15 protein-coding genes are annotated in these 17663 nt (G+C 62.8%); 4 read left to right on the top strand and 11 right to left on the bottom strand.

What is annotated here, in order from left to right; genetic code table 11:
* Nucleotides 1–147: 147 nt before the first annotated feature.
* The 10 genes from lnt to NA645_RS09170 all read right to left on the bottom strand — a co-directional run bounded on the left by lnt (nt 148) and on the right by NA645_RS09170 (nt 10121).
* A complete protein-coding gene (lnt, locus tag NA645_RS09215; protein WP_256048517.1) occupies nt 148–1668 on the bottom strand; it encodes an apolipoprotein N-acyltransferase in 1521 nt (506 codons plus the stop codon).
* Between the two features lie 232 nt (nt 1669–1900).
* On the bottom strand, nt 1901–2740 hold the full coding sequence (locus NA645_RS09210; RefSeq protein WP_256048516.1) for an HlyC/CorC family transporter: 840 nt from the start codon (nt 2738–2740) through the stop codon (nt 1901–1903).
* A gap of 38 nt (nt 2741–2778) precedes the next feature.
* Nucleotides 2779–3246, bottom strand: a complete 468-nt coding sequence (gene ybeY / locus NA645_RS09205; RefSeq protein WP_256048515.1) for an rRNA maturation RNase YbeY — start codon at nt 3244–3246, stop codon at nt 2779–2781.
* On the bottom strand, nt 3239–4240 hold the full coding sequence (locus NA645_RS09200) for a PhoH family protein (protein ID WP_256048514.1): 1002 nt from the start codon (nt 4238–4240) through the stop codon (nt 3239–3241). Before NA645_RS09200 ends, ybeY begins: the two co-directional genes overlap by 8 nt.
* A gap of 263 nt (nt 4241–4503) precedes the next feature.
* Complete coding sequence (gene miaB / locus NA645_RS09195) at nt 4504–5832, bottom strand: tRNA (N6-isopentenyl adenosine(37)-C2)-methylthiotransferase MiaB (RefSeq protein WP_256048513.1); 1329 nt, start codon at nt 5830–5832, stop codon at nt 4504–4506.
* Between the two features lie 207 nt (nt 5833–6039).
* Entirely contained in the window at nt 6040–6564 is a 525-nt protein-coding gene (locus NA645_RS09190; RefSeq protein WP_256048512.1) for a tetratricopeptide repeat protein, read from the bottom strand.
* A 122-nt stretch (nt 6565–6686) separates the two neighbouring features.
* Nucleotides 6687–7316 (bottom strand): hypothetical protein, encoded by a 630-nt coding sequence (locus NA645_RS09185; protein ID WP_256048511.1) that lies wholly within the window; start codon nt 7314–7316, stop codon nt 6687–6689.
* A gap of 5 nt (nt 7317–7321) precedes the next feature.
* Nucleotides 7322–8605, bottom strand: coding sequence for a glutamate-1-semialdehyde 2,1-aminomutase (gene hemL, locus NA645_RS09180; protein ID WP_256048510.1), 1284 nt, complete (start codon nt 8603–8605; stop codon nt 7322–7324).
* A gap of 69 nt (nt 8606–8674) precedes the next feature.
* The gene (gene thiE, locus NA645_RS09175) at nt 8675–9313 is read right to left on the bottom strand and encodes a thiamine phosphate synthase (protein WP_256048509.1); all 639 of its coding nucleotides are present in this window, start codon (nt 9311–9313) and stop codon (nt 8675–8677) included.
* Between the two features lie 13 nt (nt 9314–9326).
* A complete protein-coding gene (locus NA645_RS09170; RefSeq protein WP_256048508.1) occupies nt 9327–10121 on the bottom strand; it encodes a hydroxymethylpyrimidine/phosphomethylpyrimidine kinase in 795 nt (264 codons plus the stop codon).
* Between the two features lie 237 nt (nt 10122–10358).
* On the opposite strand from NA645_RS09170, the gene NA645_RS09165 reads away from it, so the two are divergent.
* The 3 genes from NA645_RS09165 (at nt 10359) to amn (ending at nt 15782) form a co-directional block, all read left to right on the top strand.
* Complete coding sequence (locus NA645_RS09165; RefSeq protein ID WP_423836570.1) at nt 10359–12299, top strand: sensor histidine kinase; 1941 nt, start codon at nt 10359–10361, stop codon at nt 12297–12299.
* 210 nt (nt 12300–12509) lie between these two features.
* Nucleotides 12510–14159: an acyl-CoA dehydrogenase family protein gene (locus NA645_RS09160; RefSeq protein WP_256048507.1), complete on the top strand. Its 1650-nt coding sequence runs from the start codon at nt 12510–12512 to the stop codon at nt 14157–14159.
* A 150-nt stretch (nt 14160–14309) separates the two neighbouring features.
* Entirely contained in the window at nt 14310–15782 is a 1473-nt protein-coding gene (gene amn / locus NA645_RS09155) for an AMP nucleosidase (protein ID WP_423836569.1), read from the top strand.
* Between the two features lie 236 nt (nt 15783–16018).
* Here the strand turns inward: amn and NA645_RS09150 are convergent, their stop codons facing one another.
* Nucleotides 16019–16501 (bottom strand): GNAT family N-acetyltransferase, encoded by a 483-nt coding sequence (locus NA645_RS09150; RefSeq protein WP_256048523.1) that lies wholly within the window; start codon nt 16499–16501, stop codon nt 16019–16021.
* A gap of 280 nt (nt 16502–16781) precedes the next feature.
* On the opposite strand from NA645_RS09150, the gene NA645_RS09145 reads away from it, so the two are divergent.
* A complete protein-coding gene (locus NA645_RS09145) occupies nt 16782–17654 on the top strand; it encodes a DMT family transporter (protein WP_256048505.1) in 873 nt (290 codons plus the stop codon).
* Nucleotides 17655–17663 lie beyond the last annotated feature (9 nt).

Below are 17663 nucleotides of genomic sequence, written 5' to 3'. Positions count from 1 at the left end.
CCAGCTTCCAGCTTCCAGCTTCCAGCTTCCAGCTTCCAGCTTCCAGCTTCCAGCTTCCAGCTTCCAGCTTCCAGCCCTGCGTAGGGCGGATTTCAATCCGCCACGGACGCGCGGTTCGATGTTCCGCAAGGCGGAAAAATTTCCGCCCTACGAAGCTTTCCGGTCTTTGCGCCTCGCAAGCGCCCAGATCAGTAGCGCTGTGCACAGAAGGATAAGCGGCCAGGAGCGCCACTGCAGATACGGCGTCAGCCCCTGCATGGGCGTGACTTCGCCATAGAGCACAGCTTCTTCGAATGCCGGAATCTCCTCGACGATACGGCCTTGGGGATCGATCAGTACCGTGACGCCATTGTTGGTGGCACGAATCATCCAGCGTCCGGCTTCCAGCGCGCGCATCTGCGCCATCTGCAGATGCTGCAAGGGGCCGATGGAATGGCCGAACCAGGCGTCGTTGCTGACGGTGAGCAAGATGTCGCTCTGTGCCGCGAGGCTGGCGGCGAACTCGGGATAGACGACCTCGTAACAGATGAAGGGCGCAATCTGATAACCCTTCGCCTGTAGTAATGCCTGCCCTGGCGAGCCACGGGCGAAGTCGGACATTGGCAGATCGAAGAAGGCGATCAGGCCGCGCAACAGGTCCTGCAGGGGCACGTACTCGCCAAAGGGCACCAGTTTCTGTTTCAGGTAGGTGCCTTGCCCATCCCCGGTAGTCGTCAGGCCGTTGTAGTAACGCAATTCACCTTCGGCGTTGGGTTGGCGAACCGGCACCCCGGTGATCAGCACCGACTGCCGCTCCTGCGCGAAGCGATTCATCATCGTCAGGTAGCCCTCGGCGTGTTCCTTGAGGATGGGCACTGCGGTTTCGGGCCAGACGATGAGGTCGGTTGGGCGGCTGCGGAATGTCATGTCGCGATAGAGCAGCAGCTGCATCTCGAGTTTTTTTGGATCCCATTTCATGCTCTGCGCGACGTTGCCCTGCATCGCCGCAACCGTGAGCGGCTCGCCCTTGGTCTGCGTCCAGGCGTGCTGTCCGATGCCCATCGCACCGCCCCAGAGCGCCACCAGTATCGCCAGCGAGCCGATCAGCGCACCTTTATAGGCAAACAGCCGAGGCAGTTCGATCAGCAGTGTCGCCGTCAGCACGATCGCGAAGCTGAGCAGCCAGACCCCACCAAGCGGTGCAAGCGCCGCCAAGGGGCCGTCGAGTTGACTGTAGCCGGCATAGAGCCACGGAAAGCCTGTCAGCACCCAGCCGCGCAGCGCATCCAGCGCGAGCCACAACGCGGCGAAGGCCAGCGCGCTGAGCAGGGGCGCGCCTTGTGGTCGCAACCCGCGCGACCAGAGCCAGCCGAGCAGGGCGAAGAACAATGCCAGGCCGGAGACGAAGCCCAGCGTCAGCGCGCCCGCCAGCACAGGCGGCGCCGCGCCGAAGTCATGGATACTGACGTAAACCCAACTCACGCCCGAAGCGAACAGGCCGAAGCCGTAACACCAGCCGCGGCCAGCCGCCTGCTTCGGCGTCAGTTCGCGCAGGCCCAGATAGATCATGCCGATCGACAGCAGGGCCAGCGGCCAGATATCGAAGGGCGCGAGCGACAGGGTTGTCAGGGCACCGGCGGCTAGCGCCAGCAGGTTACCCGGCCAGCCGGAGCGGGTTATCCAGAGCATCGGGGATCCTTAAAAAGCTGAAAGACGGAAAAAAGCTGAAAGACGATTAAAAGCGCTGGAGGCTGGAAAGCTGGACGATGAAAAGCAGCTTGAAGCCGGAAGCTTGAAGCGGGAAGTAAAAGCTTGACGGCAGTGATACGACAGCCCTGACACTGATTCGCCTCCAGCCTCCAGCCTCCAGCCTCCAGCCTCCAGCCTCCAGCCTCCAGCCTCCAGCCTCCAGCCTCCAGCCTTAGCCGTTAATCCGGCTGACTCTCAACATATGCACCCGGCGGCTATCGGCGTTCAGTACCCGGAAGCGGAAGCCATCGATTTCGGTGACCTCGTTACGCTTGGGTAGGTGACCGAAGGTGCCCATGACCAGGCCGGCGACGGTGTCGAATTCTTCGTCCGGGAATTCACTCCCAAAGAACTCGTTGAAACTGTCGATCGGCGTCAGCGCCTTGACCAGAAAGTCGCCGCTGGGCAATGGGCGGATGTAGCTGTCTTCCTCGATGTCATGCTCGTCTTCGATGTCGCCGACGATCTGCTCCAGCACGTCTTCGATGGTCACCAGGCCGGCGACGCCGCCATATTCGTCGATGACGATGGCCATGTGGCTGTGGTTGGCGCGGAATTCGCGCAGCAGCACGTTAAGGCGCTTGGACTCCGGCACGAAGGTGGCGGGGCGCAGCAGATCCTTGATGTCGAAATTGTGCTGGTCGTCCTGCAGGATCAGAGGGAGCAGATCCTTGGCCAGCAGTACGCCGATCACTTCGTCGAGGCTGTCGCCGACGACCGGATAGCGCGAGTGCGCGGCGGAAATGATCGCCGGCAGAAAGTCCTTCGGTGCCTGGTCGGCCCGGATGCTCATCACTTGCGAACGCGGCACCATGATGTCGCGCACCTGCAGATCGGCGACCTGAATGGCGCCCTCGACGATGGCCAGCGCTTCGTTGTCCAGCAGTTTGTTCTGATGGGCGCCGCGCAGTACATCCAGCAGCTCCTCACGGTTTTTCGGCTCGTGGGCAAAAGCCTGGGTGATTTTCCCAAACCAGGACTTCTGCCCGTTGCTCGATTGGTCTTCGCTCATGTCTTTGACTCGATGGTCCTTGCAGTTGCCCGTTCGGGCTATTCGGTGGCATAGGGGTCGGCGTGACCCAGTTCCGCCAGTAGATGGCGCTCGAGGCTTTCCATTTCTTCGGCTTCGTCGTCGTCGATGTGATCGTAGCCGAGCAGGTGCAGGCAGCCGTGAATCACCAGATGCGCCCAGTGCGCCTGCGGCGTCTTGCCCTGTTCGGCCGCTTCGCGCTCGACCACCGGCACGCAAATCACCAGATCGCCCAGAAGCGGGATATCCAACAGCGGAACGCCGCCCGGTCCGTCCGGCACATCGGCGGGGAAGGAGAGCACGTTGGTGGCGTAGTCTTTCTGCCTCCAGGTGCGATTCAGCTCGCGGCCCTCGGGTTCGTCGACCAGACGAATGGTCAGCTCTGAATCCCCGCTGCGCTGGCGCAGCGCCAGCTCACACCAGCGGCGCAGGTTTGCTTCATCAGGTACCGCGCCGTTGCTGGCGCATTGCACGTCAAGCTCAATCACTGTCGCGGTCCTGAGTGTTTCGTCTGCCCGGCTGCTTGTCCTCGAAGGCCTCGTATGCCTCGACGATGCGCTGCACCAGCGGGTGACGCACCACATCCTTGGGCTTGAAGTGAGTGAAGCTGATGCCGTTGACGTCCTTGAGCACCTCGATCACATGCGCCAGCCCGCTCTTGGTGCCGCGCGGCAGATCGACCTGGGTGATGTCGCCTGTGATCACGGCGGTCGAGCCGAAGCCGATACGCGTCAGGAACATCTTCATCTGTTCCAGCGTGGTGTTCTGGCTTTCGTCGAGAATGATGAAGCTGTTGTTCAGGGTCCGGCCGCGCATGTACGCCAGCGGTGCGATCTCGATCACCTGTTTTTCGATCAGCCGCGCCACGTGCTCGAAGCCGAGCATTTCGTAGAGCGCGTCGTACAGCGGACGCAGATAGGGGTCGATCTTCTGTGCCAGGTCACCCGGCAGGAAACCCAGCTTTTCACCGGCCTCGACCGCAGGGCGCACCAGCAGGATGCGGCGGATCTGTTCGCGCTCCAGAGCATCGACGGCGCAGGCGACCGCCAGATAGGTCTTGCCGGTACCGGCCGGGCCGATGCCGAAGTTGATGTCGTTATCGAGGATGGATTGCACGTAGCGCTGCTGGTTGGCTCCGCGCGGGCGAATGTTGCCCTTGCGCGTGCGCAGCGAAATGTTTGGCGTGGTGGAAGGATTGGCAAACTCCTCCATGCCCGATTCCTGCAGGAACAGGTGCACCATATCTGGCGAGAGTTCGGTGCTCTTGGTCTCACGATACAGGCGTCGCAGGAGGTTTTCGGCGGATTTCGCCACATCGGCTGGCCCGATCAGTTCGAACTGATTGCCACGGTTGCGGATCTCCAGCTCGAGGCGTTGTTCGATCAGGCGCAAATGCTCGTCGAATTGACCGCACAAATTGGCGAAGCGGCTGGCTTCAAAGGGCTCGAGGGTAAAACGATGAGGCTCTATAGGGGCGTTCAAGGGCTTTTGATTGACCTGCTTTGATAAGGGGTTGGGTGAGAATAGCGCCGCGCAGCGAAAAAAGCAGCGGCCGAAAGCAGCTGTAAAAAGTCGAAAGATGATTAAGAAACGCTGGCGCTGGAGGGCGGGACGAAAAAGTCGCGGTGATGCCGGCCGGTAAAAATCCGCCGAACGGAGCTGGCTTCGCGTAGGCCTGGCGGGGTTGGCCGGCCCTACGGTTCTTCCGTAGGGCCGAAACGTAATAGCGCCGACTCGTTCCGGATTCAGCCGATCAAACTACCGCGCAACGAATGCGGCAGGGCATCGTCGATGTAAACCTCGACGAACTGACCGATCAGGCGGGGATTGTCGCAGCGGAAGTTGACGATGCGGTTGTGCTCTGTGCGGCCCTGGAGCATGCCTGGGTCTTTCTTGGAGTAGTCGGTGACCAGAATGCGCTGGACGGTGCCGGCCATTCGTCGGCTGTTCTCGAAACCCTGCTGATTGATCCGCTGTTGCAGGATCGCCAGGCGCTGCTTCTTCACGGCTTCCGGGGTCTCGTCGACCAGATCCGCCGCCGGTGTGCCGGGGCGTGAGCTGTAGACGAAGGAGTAGGAGAAGTCGAAGCCGACATCTTCGATCAGCTTCATGGTCTGCTCGAAATCCTTGTCGGTTTCGCCCGGGAAACCGACGATGAAGTCTGAGCTGATCAGAATGTCCGGAACCGCGGCCTTGAGCTTGCGGATGCGCGATTTATATTCCAGTGCGGTGTGGTTGCGTTTCATGCCGGCGAGCACGCGGTCCGAGCCGGACTGCACGGGCAGGTGCAGGTATTTGACCAGTTCCGGCACTTCGGCATGGGCCTGGATCAGCGCATCGGAAAACTCCAGCGGATGGCTGGTGGTGTAGCGAATACGGTCGATGCCGTCGACAGCCGCTACCACGCGGATCAGTTCGGCCAGATCGGCTGTTTGCCCGTCATGGGTTGCGCCACGGTAGCCGTTGACGTTCTGGCCGAGCAGCGTCACCTCACGGACACCGTTCTCGGCCAGGTGAATCACCTCGGCGATCACGTCGTCGAAGGGGCGGCTGACTTCTTCTCCGCGGGTGTAGGGCACCACGCAGAAGGTGCAATATTTGCTGCAGCCTTCCATGACCGAGACGAATGCGGTCGGGCCGTCGACGCGCGGCTCGGGCAGGCGATCGAATTTCTCGATTTCGGGAAAGGAAATATCGACCTGCGGCTGTTTCGTCGTGCGTGCCGCGTCGATCATCTCCGGGAGGCGATGCAGGGTTTGCGGGCCGAAAACGACGTCCACGTAGGGCGCACGGTCGCGGATCGCCGCGCCCTCCTGGCTCGCCACGCAGCCGCCGACGCCGATGACCAGTTGCGGGTTTTCCAGTTTCAACTCACGCCAGCGACCCAGCTGAGAGAACACCTTCTCCTGCGCCTTTTCGCGAATCGAGCAGGTATTGAGCAGAATCACGTCGGCATCCGCCGGGTTCGCAGTAATTTCGAGGGGCTGCTGCTCACCCAGCAGGTCGACCATGCGCGAGCTGTCGTACTCGTTCATCTGGCAGCCGTGGGTTTCGATATAAAGCTTGCGGGTCATGTTACGGGCCGACGTTGTGCAAAAAATGACCGGCGATTATAGGCTCAGGACGAGGGGGAGAAAAGCGGAAGCCGGTAAAAGCTGAAAGACGATAAAAGCGCTGGAGGCTGGAAGCTGGACGATGAAAGCAGCTGAGGCCGAACGCTGAGTCGATGGAAAAGAATTGGACGGATCGGTGGTGGGTCGAACGCTGTCTAGCCTCTAGCCTTATTCCCCCGCCGTCTGCAGATCCATCAGATAGTCGCGAAAGATCTGCCCCAGAACCTGGGTGGCGATTTCCAGTTCGTCGCGGCGCATCTGGGCGGAGACGCGATCAGCGGTGTCCAGCGCGTCTTCCGCGCCATTGACCGCCGACATCTTCAGCACCACATAGGCCTGTACGTTGTTGGCCGGCACACCTTCGCCGCGAAAGAACATCACGCCGAGTCGATGCTGGGCCAAGGCGTGCCCGTGCAGCGATGCCTGCTCGAACCAGTGCAGCGCCTTGGCCAGGTCGCGCGGCGCGCGGCGGCCATCGTAGTGGTACTCGCCGAGCTCGTAGGCCGCTTGCAGATCGCCTTCGCCGGCGGCCCGCTCGCATGCGCGCAGGGCTTCATGCATTTCTTCCGGCACGGTGTTGAGGGCGCAGCGCGAGGTGGCGGGAATCAGCAGCGAATTGCCGCCCGCCATGGCCAGCATGGGCGAGAGAAGCAGCAGGCAGCCAAGGGCGAGGCTGCGACCGGTGCGAGTCATGGATCAAAGCGCCTCGGAGATCAGGGCGGTGATTGAAGGGCCGGCGTAAAACGAGCCGACGGTCACATTATGGATAAGCCGTTGCCGGCTTACAAAGGCTTTGATCGCGCGTGCCGGGCTTTTTACGCGGGCGCGCTGCCCACCTCGCGAGGATTGCCGGGGAGATTGAGCAGTAGCCAGGCTGTGACCGGGCAGGCCAGCGCGAGCCAGAGTTGCTGAAAGGCACCGAACGGGTTGGGTCCGATCGACAGTCCGGTCCAGGGCAGCGCGATCAGTATCAAGGCACCGCCGGCCACGCCAGCACTGGCCTGCAGGCGTGCGGGCCATTGCAGCAGGCCTGCGTAAAGCACCAGCAGCGCGCTGGTCAGACCCAGTGCGAGCTCATAAGGCGCGCTCCAGCCAAGCTGCCTGGCGAGTTCGAAAAAGGCGCACAGCCCCAGCACGACTCTGCCCCAGTTCGGGCGGCTCCACCGCCATCTGCGGCCCAAGGTCAACGCCGCCACGCCGACCAGCGGTAGCCCGAGCAGCATCGTCGCCTGCAATAACCAGCGCTCTGCTTCAAGGGTGTCTTGGCCAAGCGCCAGTCTCGCCACGGCACAGGCTCCAGTACCGGCAGCCAGGCTGAAAGCGAGCAGGGCGCAGAATAGCGCTGGCTGCTCCGGCTCGTCATAACCGCGGCGGGCCTTACCGATCCAGACTGCGCTGGCCAATGCGGCCAGCGTCAACAGGGTGGCTTGCAACAGCTCGAGCATCGGGCTCACTTCAATCGAGCGAAGGCGCGCTCGGCGGCATCGAGGGTTATCTGCAGCTCCTTGTCGCCATGGGCGATGGAGGTGAAACCGGCCTCGAACGCGCTGGGTGCCAGGTACACGCCGCCATCGAGCATGGCGTGGAAAAATTGCTTGAAGCGCTCGGCGTCGCTTGCCAGCACGTCATCGAAAGTAACGATGTCGTTGGCCTCGCTGAAGTACAGACCGAACATGCCGCCTACCTGTGTGGTGACAAAGGGAATCCCGGCCGCCACTGCACGTTCCTTCAGACCTTGCAGCATGCGAGTGGTGTAGTCGGTGAGCTCGGCATGAAAGCCCGGGCGTTTGATCAAGTTTAGCGTGGTGAGCCCCGCCGCCATCGCCAGCGGGTTACCGGAGAGCGTGCCGGCCTGGTAGACCGGGCCCAGTGGAGCGATGCGTTCCATGATGGCGCGCTTGCCGCCAAAACAGCCGACCGGCATGCCGCCGCCGATGATCTTGCCGAAGGTGGTCAGGTCCGGGGTCACGCCATAGTGAGCCTGCGCGCCGCCGAGCGCGACGCGAAAGCCCGTCATCACTTCGTCGAAGATCAGCACCACGCCGTGCTTGTCGCACTGCTCGCGTAGCCCTTGCAGGTAGCCGGGCGCCGGCGGCACGCAGTTCATGTTGCCGGCAACCGGCTCGACGATGATGCAGGCGACCTCGTTGCCGACCTCTGAGAGCATTTGCTCGACTGCGGACAGATCGTTGAACGGCAGTGTCAGGGTGTGCTTGGCGAATGCCGCCGGCACGCCTGCGGAGCTGGGTACGCCCTGGGTCAGCGCGCCCGACCCGGCCTTGACCAGCAGGCTGTCGGAATGACCGTGGTAGCAGCCCTCGAATTTGATGATGCTGTCGCGGCCGGTATAGCCGCGAGCCAGGCGGATGGCGCTCATCGTCGCCTCGGTGCCGGAACTGACCATGCGCACCATTTCCATCGACGGCACCAGGCTGCAAACCAGTTCGGCCATCTCGGTTTCCATGGCGGTCGGCGCGCCATACGACAGGCCGTGCTGCAACTGGTTGCGAACCGCGTCGAGTACCTCCGGATGGCTGTGGCCGAGAATCATCGGACCCCAGGACCCGACGTAGTCGACATAGCGCTTGTCATCCTCGTCCGTGACGTAGGCACCTTCGGCGTGCTTGAGAAACAGTGGCGTGCCGCCGACGCTGCGGAAGGCACGCACTGGCGAGTTGACGCCGCCTGGGATGTGGTTCTGAGCGCTGGCGAAGAGGGTTTCGGAACGGGACATGCGTGGCCTCTCGGAAATAGAGAAAAGTACAGAGTGGACTGGCGCGGCGACCGCTGCCAATGACACCGATCAGTTACCGGCGAAGAGCTCGCTGAATGCCCGCGCGCGGCGTTCGACCTCACTGGCCGAGTCCGCTGCAAACAGCGCATGCACCACGGCAACGAGGCTGGCGCCGCGAGCGATCAGGTCAGGTGCGTTCTCCATGGTCACGCCGCCGATCACGGTGATCGGTTGGCTGAAACGCTGGCGTGCCTGTTCGAGCATTTCCGGGGTGGCGGCCGGGGCGCCGGGTTTGGTATTGGAATCGAAGAATCTGCCGAAGGCGACATAGCTTGCCCCTTCGTCGATTGCCTGTTCGGCCAGGTCCAGCCGCGCATGGCAGGTCGCGCCAATGATCGCCCGCCGGCCGAGCAGGGCGCGGGCAGCGGACAGCGAGCCGTCTCCCTGGCCCAGATGCAGGCCGACGTCGAGGCGTGCGGCCAGTTCGGCATCGTCGTTGATGATCAGTTGCGCGCCATGGCGATGGCAGAGGTCGCGCAATGCTTCGGCTTCGCGTAGGCGCCGGGCCGCGTCATCGGATTTGTCGCGGTATTGCAGCAGGCGCGCGCCGCCCTTCAACGCGGCTTCGGCGTACGGCAGCAGGCGCCCATCGGCCAGCAGCTTGCTGTCGGTGATGGCGTAGAGACCGCGCAACTCGGTGCCTTTCATGGCAATCCTCCAATCAGGCCAGATCCAGCGGCAGGCGACGGGGAATGTATTGCCCGCGACCCGGCGCTTCGGCATCGCGCAACGTGCGCCAAGTGTAATCCAGGGCGGACTTCACGGCGCTGACGATGTTTTCGCCAAGAGCCAGACGGCCCGCGAGCGCGCTGGCCAGGGTGCAGCCGGAACCGTGATAGCTGCCCGGCAGGCGCTGACAGCTGAAGTCATGACGACCGCCGTCGCGTGAATACAGGCGGTTGTGCACTTCGGTCTCATCGCCATGTCCGCCGGTGATCAGCAGGTAGCGAATGTAGGGCAGCAGTTTCTCCGCGCATTCATCGGCGCTGCCTTCGGGCAGTCCGGCGAGAATTCGCGCTTCCGGCAGGTTCGGGGTTGCGATGGTCGATACGGGGAAAAGCCGCTCGCGCATGGCATAGCCAACTTCGTCCTTGCCCAGCGCGCCGCCGCCGCCGGCACGCAGCACCGGGTCGCAAACCAATGGCACGCCGGGCAGTTTCTGCATGATTTCAATGACGGTCTCGACCATTTCCACCGAGCCGAGCATGCCCAGTTTGACTGCGGCAACCGGCAGATCGGCGATCACGGCGTGGGCCTGAGCCAACACCCAGTCGCGATCCAGTACACGGAAATCAGACACGTCGACGGTGTCCTGCACGGTCAGCGCGGTGACGGCCGGGGCTGCGTGACAACCCTGGGCGATCAGCGCCTCGATGTCCGCCTGCAACCCGGCGCCCCCGCTCGGGTCGTGGCCGGAAAGGCAGAGAACGACAGGACGGGAGCAAGGGCCGGACATCAATGAGTTCCCCGAATACAGAGTGTGATGGCGCTAGGCAGCCAGATTTAAGGCGTGCGAGCTTATCACCAATCGACCCGTGCGGCTTGCCTGGGCGACCCTGGTGCGTGCGGTATGACGCCAGCAGAACGTGGCGTGCCGGTCTGCCGGATCATGCTAAAGTGCCACCCATTTCGAGTCGCGCAGGTAACAGGGGAGCCGGGTTCTCCTGGCGCGCTCGGCGGGGCGTCCGCAGTTATGCGCCAGATATTGTTGTTCCTATTCAGTCTGCTGCCGGCATTGGCCGGCGCTGTCGACTTTGACGATAAAACCCGGCGTCTTCCGCTGGGTCAGGTCGTGGCCGTGCTGGAAGATCCTGAGCGGGACGCCAGCATCGAGGAGGTGCTCGCACGCGACGCGGCCGGGCAATTCGTCCGTCATGACGAGTACGTGCTCAACGCCGGTTATTCGCGTTCGGCGTTCTGGCTGCGCATCGACCTGCATTACCGAACCGATCGACCCCATGGGCCTGGACGATGGTGGCTGGAGCTGGCCTATCCGCCGCTGGATCATCTGGATCTGTATCTGCCCGACGGCCAGGGCGGCTACCGTCTGGCGCAAGCGAGTGGTGACGCGCTGCCTTTCGGCGAGCGGCAGATCCAGCACCGCAATCATTTATTCGAGCTGGAACTGCCGCCCAATCAGCCGCAGCGAATCTACCTGCGGCTGGAAAGCCAGGGTTCGATCCAGGTTCCGTTGACCCTGTGGGCGCCAGCGGCTTATCTGGAAGCCCAGTCGGCACACATCTACATGCTGGCGATCATCTACGGCGCGCTGCTGGTGATGCTGGTCTACAACCTGTTCATCTTCCTCAGCGTGCGTGATCGCAGTTATCTCTATTACATCTTCTATATCGCCTCGTTCGGCCTGTATCAGGTCTCGGTCAATGGGCTGGGCGTCCAGTTTCTGTGGCCGGATTCGCCGTGGTGGGCCAATGTCTCGACACCGTTCCTGATCGGCGCTGCGGGCGTCTTCGGTTGCCAGTTCGCCCGTAGTTTCCTGCACACGAACAAGCACAGCCCCTGGATCGACACTGCGTTATTGATGTTGGTGGGGTTAGGCGCGCTGACCATGGTGTTGTCGCTGACCGCCAGTTATGCGCTGGCGCTGCGGTTGGCGACGTTCATGGCGCTCTGGTTCATCCTGGTCATCTTCGTCGCTGGTAGCGTTGCCTGGTACCGCGGCATGCGGGTCGCGCGCTATTTCATGATTGCCTGGACGACCTTTCTGGTCGGTGGGCAGATCAACACCCTAATGGTCCTGGGCTATCTGCCGCACAACTTCTTCACCATGTATGCCGGGCAGATCGGCTCCGCGATCGAGGTGGCGCTGCTGTCGCTGGCATTGGCCGACCGCATCAATGCGATGAAGGAAGAGCGCGCCAAGGTGCTGCAGGAGACAGGTCGCAAACTTGAGGAAATGAACCGGGAACTGGCCGAAAGCAACCGACTCAAGGATCAGTTTCTGGCCAACGTAACCCATGAATTGCGCACGCCGATGCACGGCGTTCTTGGCAGCCTCGACTTGATGCGAACGCTGGAACTGAGTGGCGAGCTGGAACAGTACCAGCGCATCGCAACCGGCTCGGCGCGCGACATGATGCGATTGGTCAATGACATTCTTGCGCTGACCGAACTGCAGGCTGGCAAGTTGCAGCTGCGCAACGAGTCGTTCGGGGTGCGCGCCTTGATCGACGAGCTGGACGTGATCTACGGCGCCCGTGCGACTAAGCGTGGATTGACCTTCTCGGTCGAAACCAGCAACGAGCTGCCTCGTATCCTGGTGGGCGATGCCGGCAAGCTGAAACAGAGCCTTGGCTATCTGCTCGACAACGCCATCAAGTTCACCGTGACGGGCAGCGTGACGCTGGCGCTGGCCGGGCATGACGAGGAATCCGGGTTCGTTCTGGCGGTGGACGTGATCGATACCGGCGTGGGTTTCGAAGCGCCGGCCGATGGCTCGCTTTATCAATACTTCCGCCAGCTCGACGGCAGCATGACTCGACCCTACGGCGGCCTGGGCATTGGCCTTTCGCTATGCCGGCAGCTGGTCGAGCTGCAGGGCGGCAGTATTTCCTGCCAATCCACGCCTGGCCGCGGGACTCATTTCCAGGTGCGCGTGCCGCTACAGATTATCTGAGCGCTTCCGCCCGTCATCCAGTTACCGTGCCGTGCGGGTTTGCGCGCGTGGTTTGGCTGAAACCCCGCTTTTTCCATGCAAACATGCGTGCTTCACTTCTTCTCGTGGGCCGACCAGATGCCGGCTCGCATCGACCCGGCGAACTGTGAAGAGCGCTGAGAACGCATCTTCAATCAGGTCGTCGCCACTTCGCCTGCCGAGGAGATCGCCATGAGCCTGCACCCGTACGCTGAAACCCACGAGGTGCTGAACCAGGTGCCGTCACTCGATGGCGCCAACCTGTACCGTCTCGATCTGCCATTGCAGCAATGGGTCCATCGTTACCAGGGCAGCTGGGCCGAATCGCGGCTGGATGCCTATGGCGCGCTGGCGGGCGGGCCACTGATGGCTGCAGGCTTTCTCGCCAATGAGAACAAACCGGTCTTCAAGAGCCATGACCGCTATGGTCATCGCATCGATCTGGTGGAGTTCCATCCCGCCTATCACGAGCTGATGCACGCGGCCATCGCCCACGGCATCCCATCGCTGCCCTGGACAGACCCGCAACCCGGTGCCCATGTCGCCCGCGCGGGGCTGATGTATTTGCACAACCAGGCCGAGGCCGGCAGCAGTTGCCCGTTGACCATGACCTTCGCCAGCGTGCCGGCGCTGAGGCTACAGCCGGACATCGCCGAGCAATGGCTACCCAGCGTACTGGCGACCGAATATGACCCACGCAACCTGCCTGTGATGCAAAAGACCGGCGCGACCATCGGCATGGCCATGACCGAGAAGCAGGGCGGCACCGACGTGCGTGCCAATACCACTCGCGCTTATCCGGTCGGCGCGAGCGGCCCGGGACAGGCCTACGAGCTGGTCGGGCATAAATGGTTCTGCTCGGCGCCTATGTGCGACGCCTTTCTGACCCTGGCGCAGACCGACCAGGGCCTGTCCTGTTTTCTGCTGCCGCGCCATCGCCCCGACGGCAGCCGCAACCAGTTCTATATCCAGCGACTGAAGAACAAGCTCGGCAACTGGGCTAACGCGTCCAGTGAAGTTGAATACCGCGGCGCCCTGGCCTGGATGATCGGCGAGGAAGGGCGCGGCGTGCCGACCATCATCGAAATGGTCGGCATGACCCGCTTCGACTGCATGATCGGCTCCAGCTCGCTGATGCGTCAGGCGCTGACCCAGGCCATGCACCACTGCACGCATCGCCATGTCGGCGGCCGGGCGCTGATCGAACAGCCGCTGATGCGCAACGTGCTGGCCGATCTCGCCCTGGAAAGCGAAGCCGCGCTGGCGCTGACCATGCGCATGGGCCGCGCGCTGGATAATCTGCAGGACGAGCACGAAGCCAGGTTTGCCCGCCTGGTCACCGCGGTCGGCAAATATTGGATCTGCAAGCGCGCGCCGGAAATGATCGCCGAAGCCAGCGAATGCCTCGGCGGCGCCGGCTACGTCGAAGAGACCATTCTGCCGCGGCTGTACCGCGAGGCGCCCGTCAACTCCATCTGGGAAGGCTCCGGCAACGTGCAATGCCTCGACGTATTGCGCGCCCTGTCGAAAGAGCCAGGCGTGCTCGAAGTGCTATTCGCCGAACTCGGCGACGGCCACGGCGATGCACGACTTCAAAGGCATATCCAGCGGCTGCAAGCTGCATTCAGCGACACCGACGACATCCAGTACCGCGCCCGAAAGCTCACCGAAGATGTGGCGGTTGCGCTGCAGGCCAAGCTACTGCTCGAAGCGGGTAACGCGGCGGTTTCGGATGCGTTCATCGCCAGTCGCCTGGAAGGTCGCGGGCGGGTATTCGGCACCTTGCCGAGAGGGCTGGATGTCACGGCGTTGTTGGCGAGGAGTGCGCCGTTTATCGACTGACTGAGCCGCAGCGATGCGGCGCCATGGGAGAGCGGGTGTAAGGGACGGCAGTGCTACCTGCATGCTCGCCGATAAACAGTCGGGCGTTGCCGCTACCGCTGTCATCGAACAGCAGGCAAGATGTTTCAACGACTGAACAAGGAAACCACCATGACTCCAGCAGGCGAAGCCTTTCGCGTTGCCACCAGCGCCGAAGCGGCGGTGGACCATCTTGCCGAGTTGCATGAGCACGCCACCGCTTCATTGCACCAGGCGCTGAAGCGTTACGTGGCCAGCCGCAGCGAGCCGAGTGCGTCCGAGCGTGCGTCGTTTCGCTATCCCGAACTGCGCTTGACCTACGAATGCCATGGCGAAGTTCCGGCTTCGACCCGCGCCTATGCCAAGGTGCAGGCGCCGGGCGTCTACAGCGTTACGGTGACTCATCCGGCGGCGTTTCGCAGTTATCTGCTCGATCAGCTGCAGCCGTTGATGCATGACTTTGGCGTGAAGGTGGAAGTCGGAATCAGCGACCGCAACATTCCCTATCCCTATGTAATCGAGCAGGGCGACGAGCTGGCCGGCTCCGGTGTGACCGCAGCTGAGCTGGCGCGGGTATTTCCCAGCACCGATCTGTCGGCCGCTACCGACGACATCGCCGACGGGCTCTATGACTGGGAGCACGCCGATCCCTATCCGCTGGCGCTGTTCGACGGGGCGCGGATGGATTTTTCGTTGCGTCGGCTGGTGCATTACACCGGCAGCGACTGGCGGCATGTGCAGCCGTGGATCTTGCTGACCAACTATCACCGTTACGTCGATCAGTTCATCCGCCATGGCCTCGACATGCTGCGCGACGACACCCGTTTCGTGCGCATGGTGCTACCGGGCAACATCATCATCGAGCGCGGCATGGAAGAGGGCGAGGCTCAGGCGGTCATCGGCGGCGTGCTCTGGCACCGCTACCAGATGCCGGCCTACCACCTGATCGCCGAGGATGGCGACGGCGTCACCCTGGTCAACATCGGCGTCGGGCCTTCGAACGCCAAGAACATCACCGACCACCTCGCCGTGCTGCGCCCCCATTGCTGGCTGATGATCGGCCACTGCGGCGGATTGCGGCAGTCGCAGTCGATCGGCGACTACGTGCTGGCCCACGCTTATATGCGCCGCGATGGCATTCTCGACCGGGTGCTGCCGCCGCATATTCCGCTGCCGGCACTGGCCGAGGTGCAGCAGGCGCTGCAAGAGGCCGCCGCGCAGGTCACTGGCGACAAGGGCGAGGCGCTCAAGCGGCGTTTGCGCACCGGCACCGTGCTGACGTACGACGACCGTAATTGGGAGCTGCGCTGGGCGCAGGAACGGCCGCTGATCAACCTGTCGCGAGCCGTGGCGGTGGACATGGAAAGCGGCACCATCGCCGCTCAGGGCTATCGCCTGCGTGTGCCTTACGGGACGTTGCTATGCGTGTCGGACAAGCCGCTGCACAGTGAAATCAAGTTGCCGGGCTCGGCCAATGCCTTCTATGAGCGCGCCGTGACCCAGCACCTGAAGATCGGCATCGCCGCGCTCGACTTGCTGCGTAATCAGCTCAACTCGCTGCACTCGCGCAAGCTGCGCAGCTTCGACGAACCGCCGTTCCGGTAATGGCGTAACGGCCCTGCCTGTAGGAGCGAGCTTGCTCGCGAAGCGTTTGCGTGGCCTGGGTTCGCGAGCAAGGACTCGGCGTCCCCCTCGCTCCTACGGACAGCGGGTTTGCTTCGGCAGAAACAGCGCGCAACTTAGGGCGCGTTTCTCCTAAGTAAACGGTATTACCAGGTCAGCTCTGGGCTTCTGCTTTTACTGGCGCTTGCAACTTGCAACTTGCAGCTGTGCCGCTTCGTTCAATGCAGCGCACGCACCATGTATACGGCGGGGATCTGATAGCTGGCCAGATTGTTGGCCTGCGGCTGATCCAGTTCGTCATGCGCGGCGTAGCCGAGGCGCGCCCAGAACGCTTCTGAATCCTGTACCGAAACCAGTGCCGAATAACGCAGCTGCTGGGTTCGGGCCTGTTCCAGATTCTTCTGCACCAGCGCCGGGCCGATGCCGCGACCGCTGGCGCGGCGGGACACGGCGAGGTCGTGCAGGTAGAGGCAATCGGCTTCGGCGTGGGACTGGAACTCGCCGTCCAGCGGGGTCACCTTGCCGACGCGCGAATGGTAGGCGAAGAGGTAGGCGCAGACGCCAAGGGCATCTTCGGCGACCCAGGCCAATTGCGGGCACGCCGTAAGACGGGCGCGGATCACCGCTTCGTCTTCAAGAACTTCGGCGGCATAGGATTCTTCCTGAATCGACATCACGGCAGGAATATCGCGCGCCTGCATCGCTCTCAACTTGAACATCTGGGGTACTCGAACGGGCTCGGGCCGGCTGTGCGACCTGCAACGGGCCGGCGATCATACGCGATCGGCAGAGCAGGGGTGAGCCAGGCGACGAAGGACGTGGCGGCGCAATGTCGCAGATGACGCGGCCGTGTCGCTGTCGTCTCGAATGGCATCGGCGCAAGCGGCAGGCGGTCGGCCGACGCCAAGTCGCGACTGACGTCATCGCGTTTTGCGGGCATAATTCATCGTTAGTTAGCTAGCTATCCCTCTGGTCTTTTCTTTGAACAATTCACACCAGCCGTTGCTCGGCGTCCTGCTCATTCTCGTCTCGTGCCTGGTCCTTGCCACGCACGATGGGCTGTCCAAGCACCTGACGCTGCTTTATCCGGTGTTCCTGGTCATTTGGGCGCGCTACATGGCGCAGACGGTGCTGATGGCCGCGCTGTTCGCGCCGCGCATGGGGCGCCGCGTCTTCCATACGCTGCGGCCCGGATTGCAGCTATGCCGTGGCTTGAGTCTGGTGAGCGTGAGCATGCTGTTCATCAGCGGCCTGAGTTTCATCCCGCTGGCCGAGGCCACGGCGGTGATCTTTCTGACGCCGTTGCTGGTGACCATCGCCTCTGCGTTACTGGGCGAACACGTCAGCCGCAGCCAGTGGCTGGCGGTGGGTTGCGGGCTGATCGGGGTGATGATCATCGTGCGGCCGGGCGGGGCGCTGTTCACTCCGGCGATCCTGCTGCCGTTCGGCGCAGCGGTCAGTTTCACGCTCTACCAGCTGGTTACGCGTCGGCTCAGCGCCACCGACCACCCGGTGACCAGCAATTTCCTCACCAGTGTGGTCGGTAGTCTGGTGATGAGCGTGCTGGTGATTTTCAATTGGCAGACACCGACCCTGCACGACGCCTTGCTGATGGCCGCGCTCGGCGCCATGGCGATGAGCGGCCACCTGCTGCTGACCAATGCGTTCCGTTTCGCCAGCGCGGCGACCCTGGCCCCCTTTACCTATGCGCAGATCATCTTCGCCGGTGTCGTGGGCTTCTTCGCCTTCGGCCACGTGCCGGATCTCGGCGCGATCCTGGGCATGACTATCATCATTGCCAGCGGCCTATGCATGGCCTGGGTGCAGGGGCGCGCACCGCGTCCCCAGCTCTGATTACGCCGC

The sequence above is a fragment of the Stutzerimonas stutzeri genome, assembly GCF_024448955.1.
Classification (GTDB): Bacteria; Pseudomonadota; Gammaproteobacteria; order Pseudomonadales; family Pseudomonadaceae; genus Stutzerimonas; species Stutzerimonas stutzeri_AQ.
The sequence above is the reverse complement of the archived record's forward strand: the minus strand, read 5'-3'. Positions and strand labels throughout refer to the sequence as shown.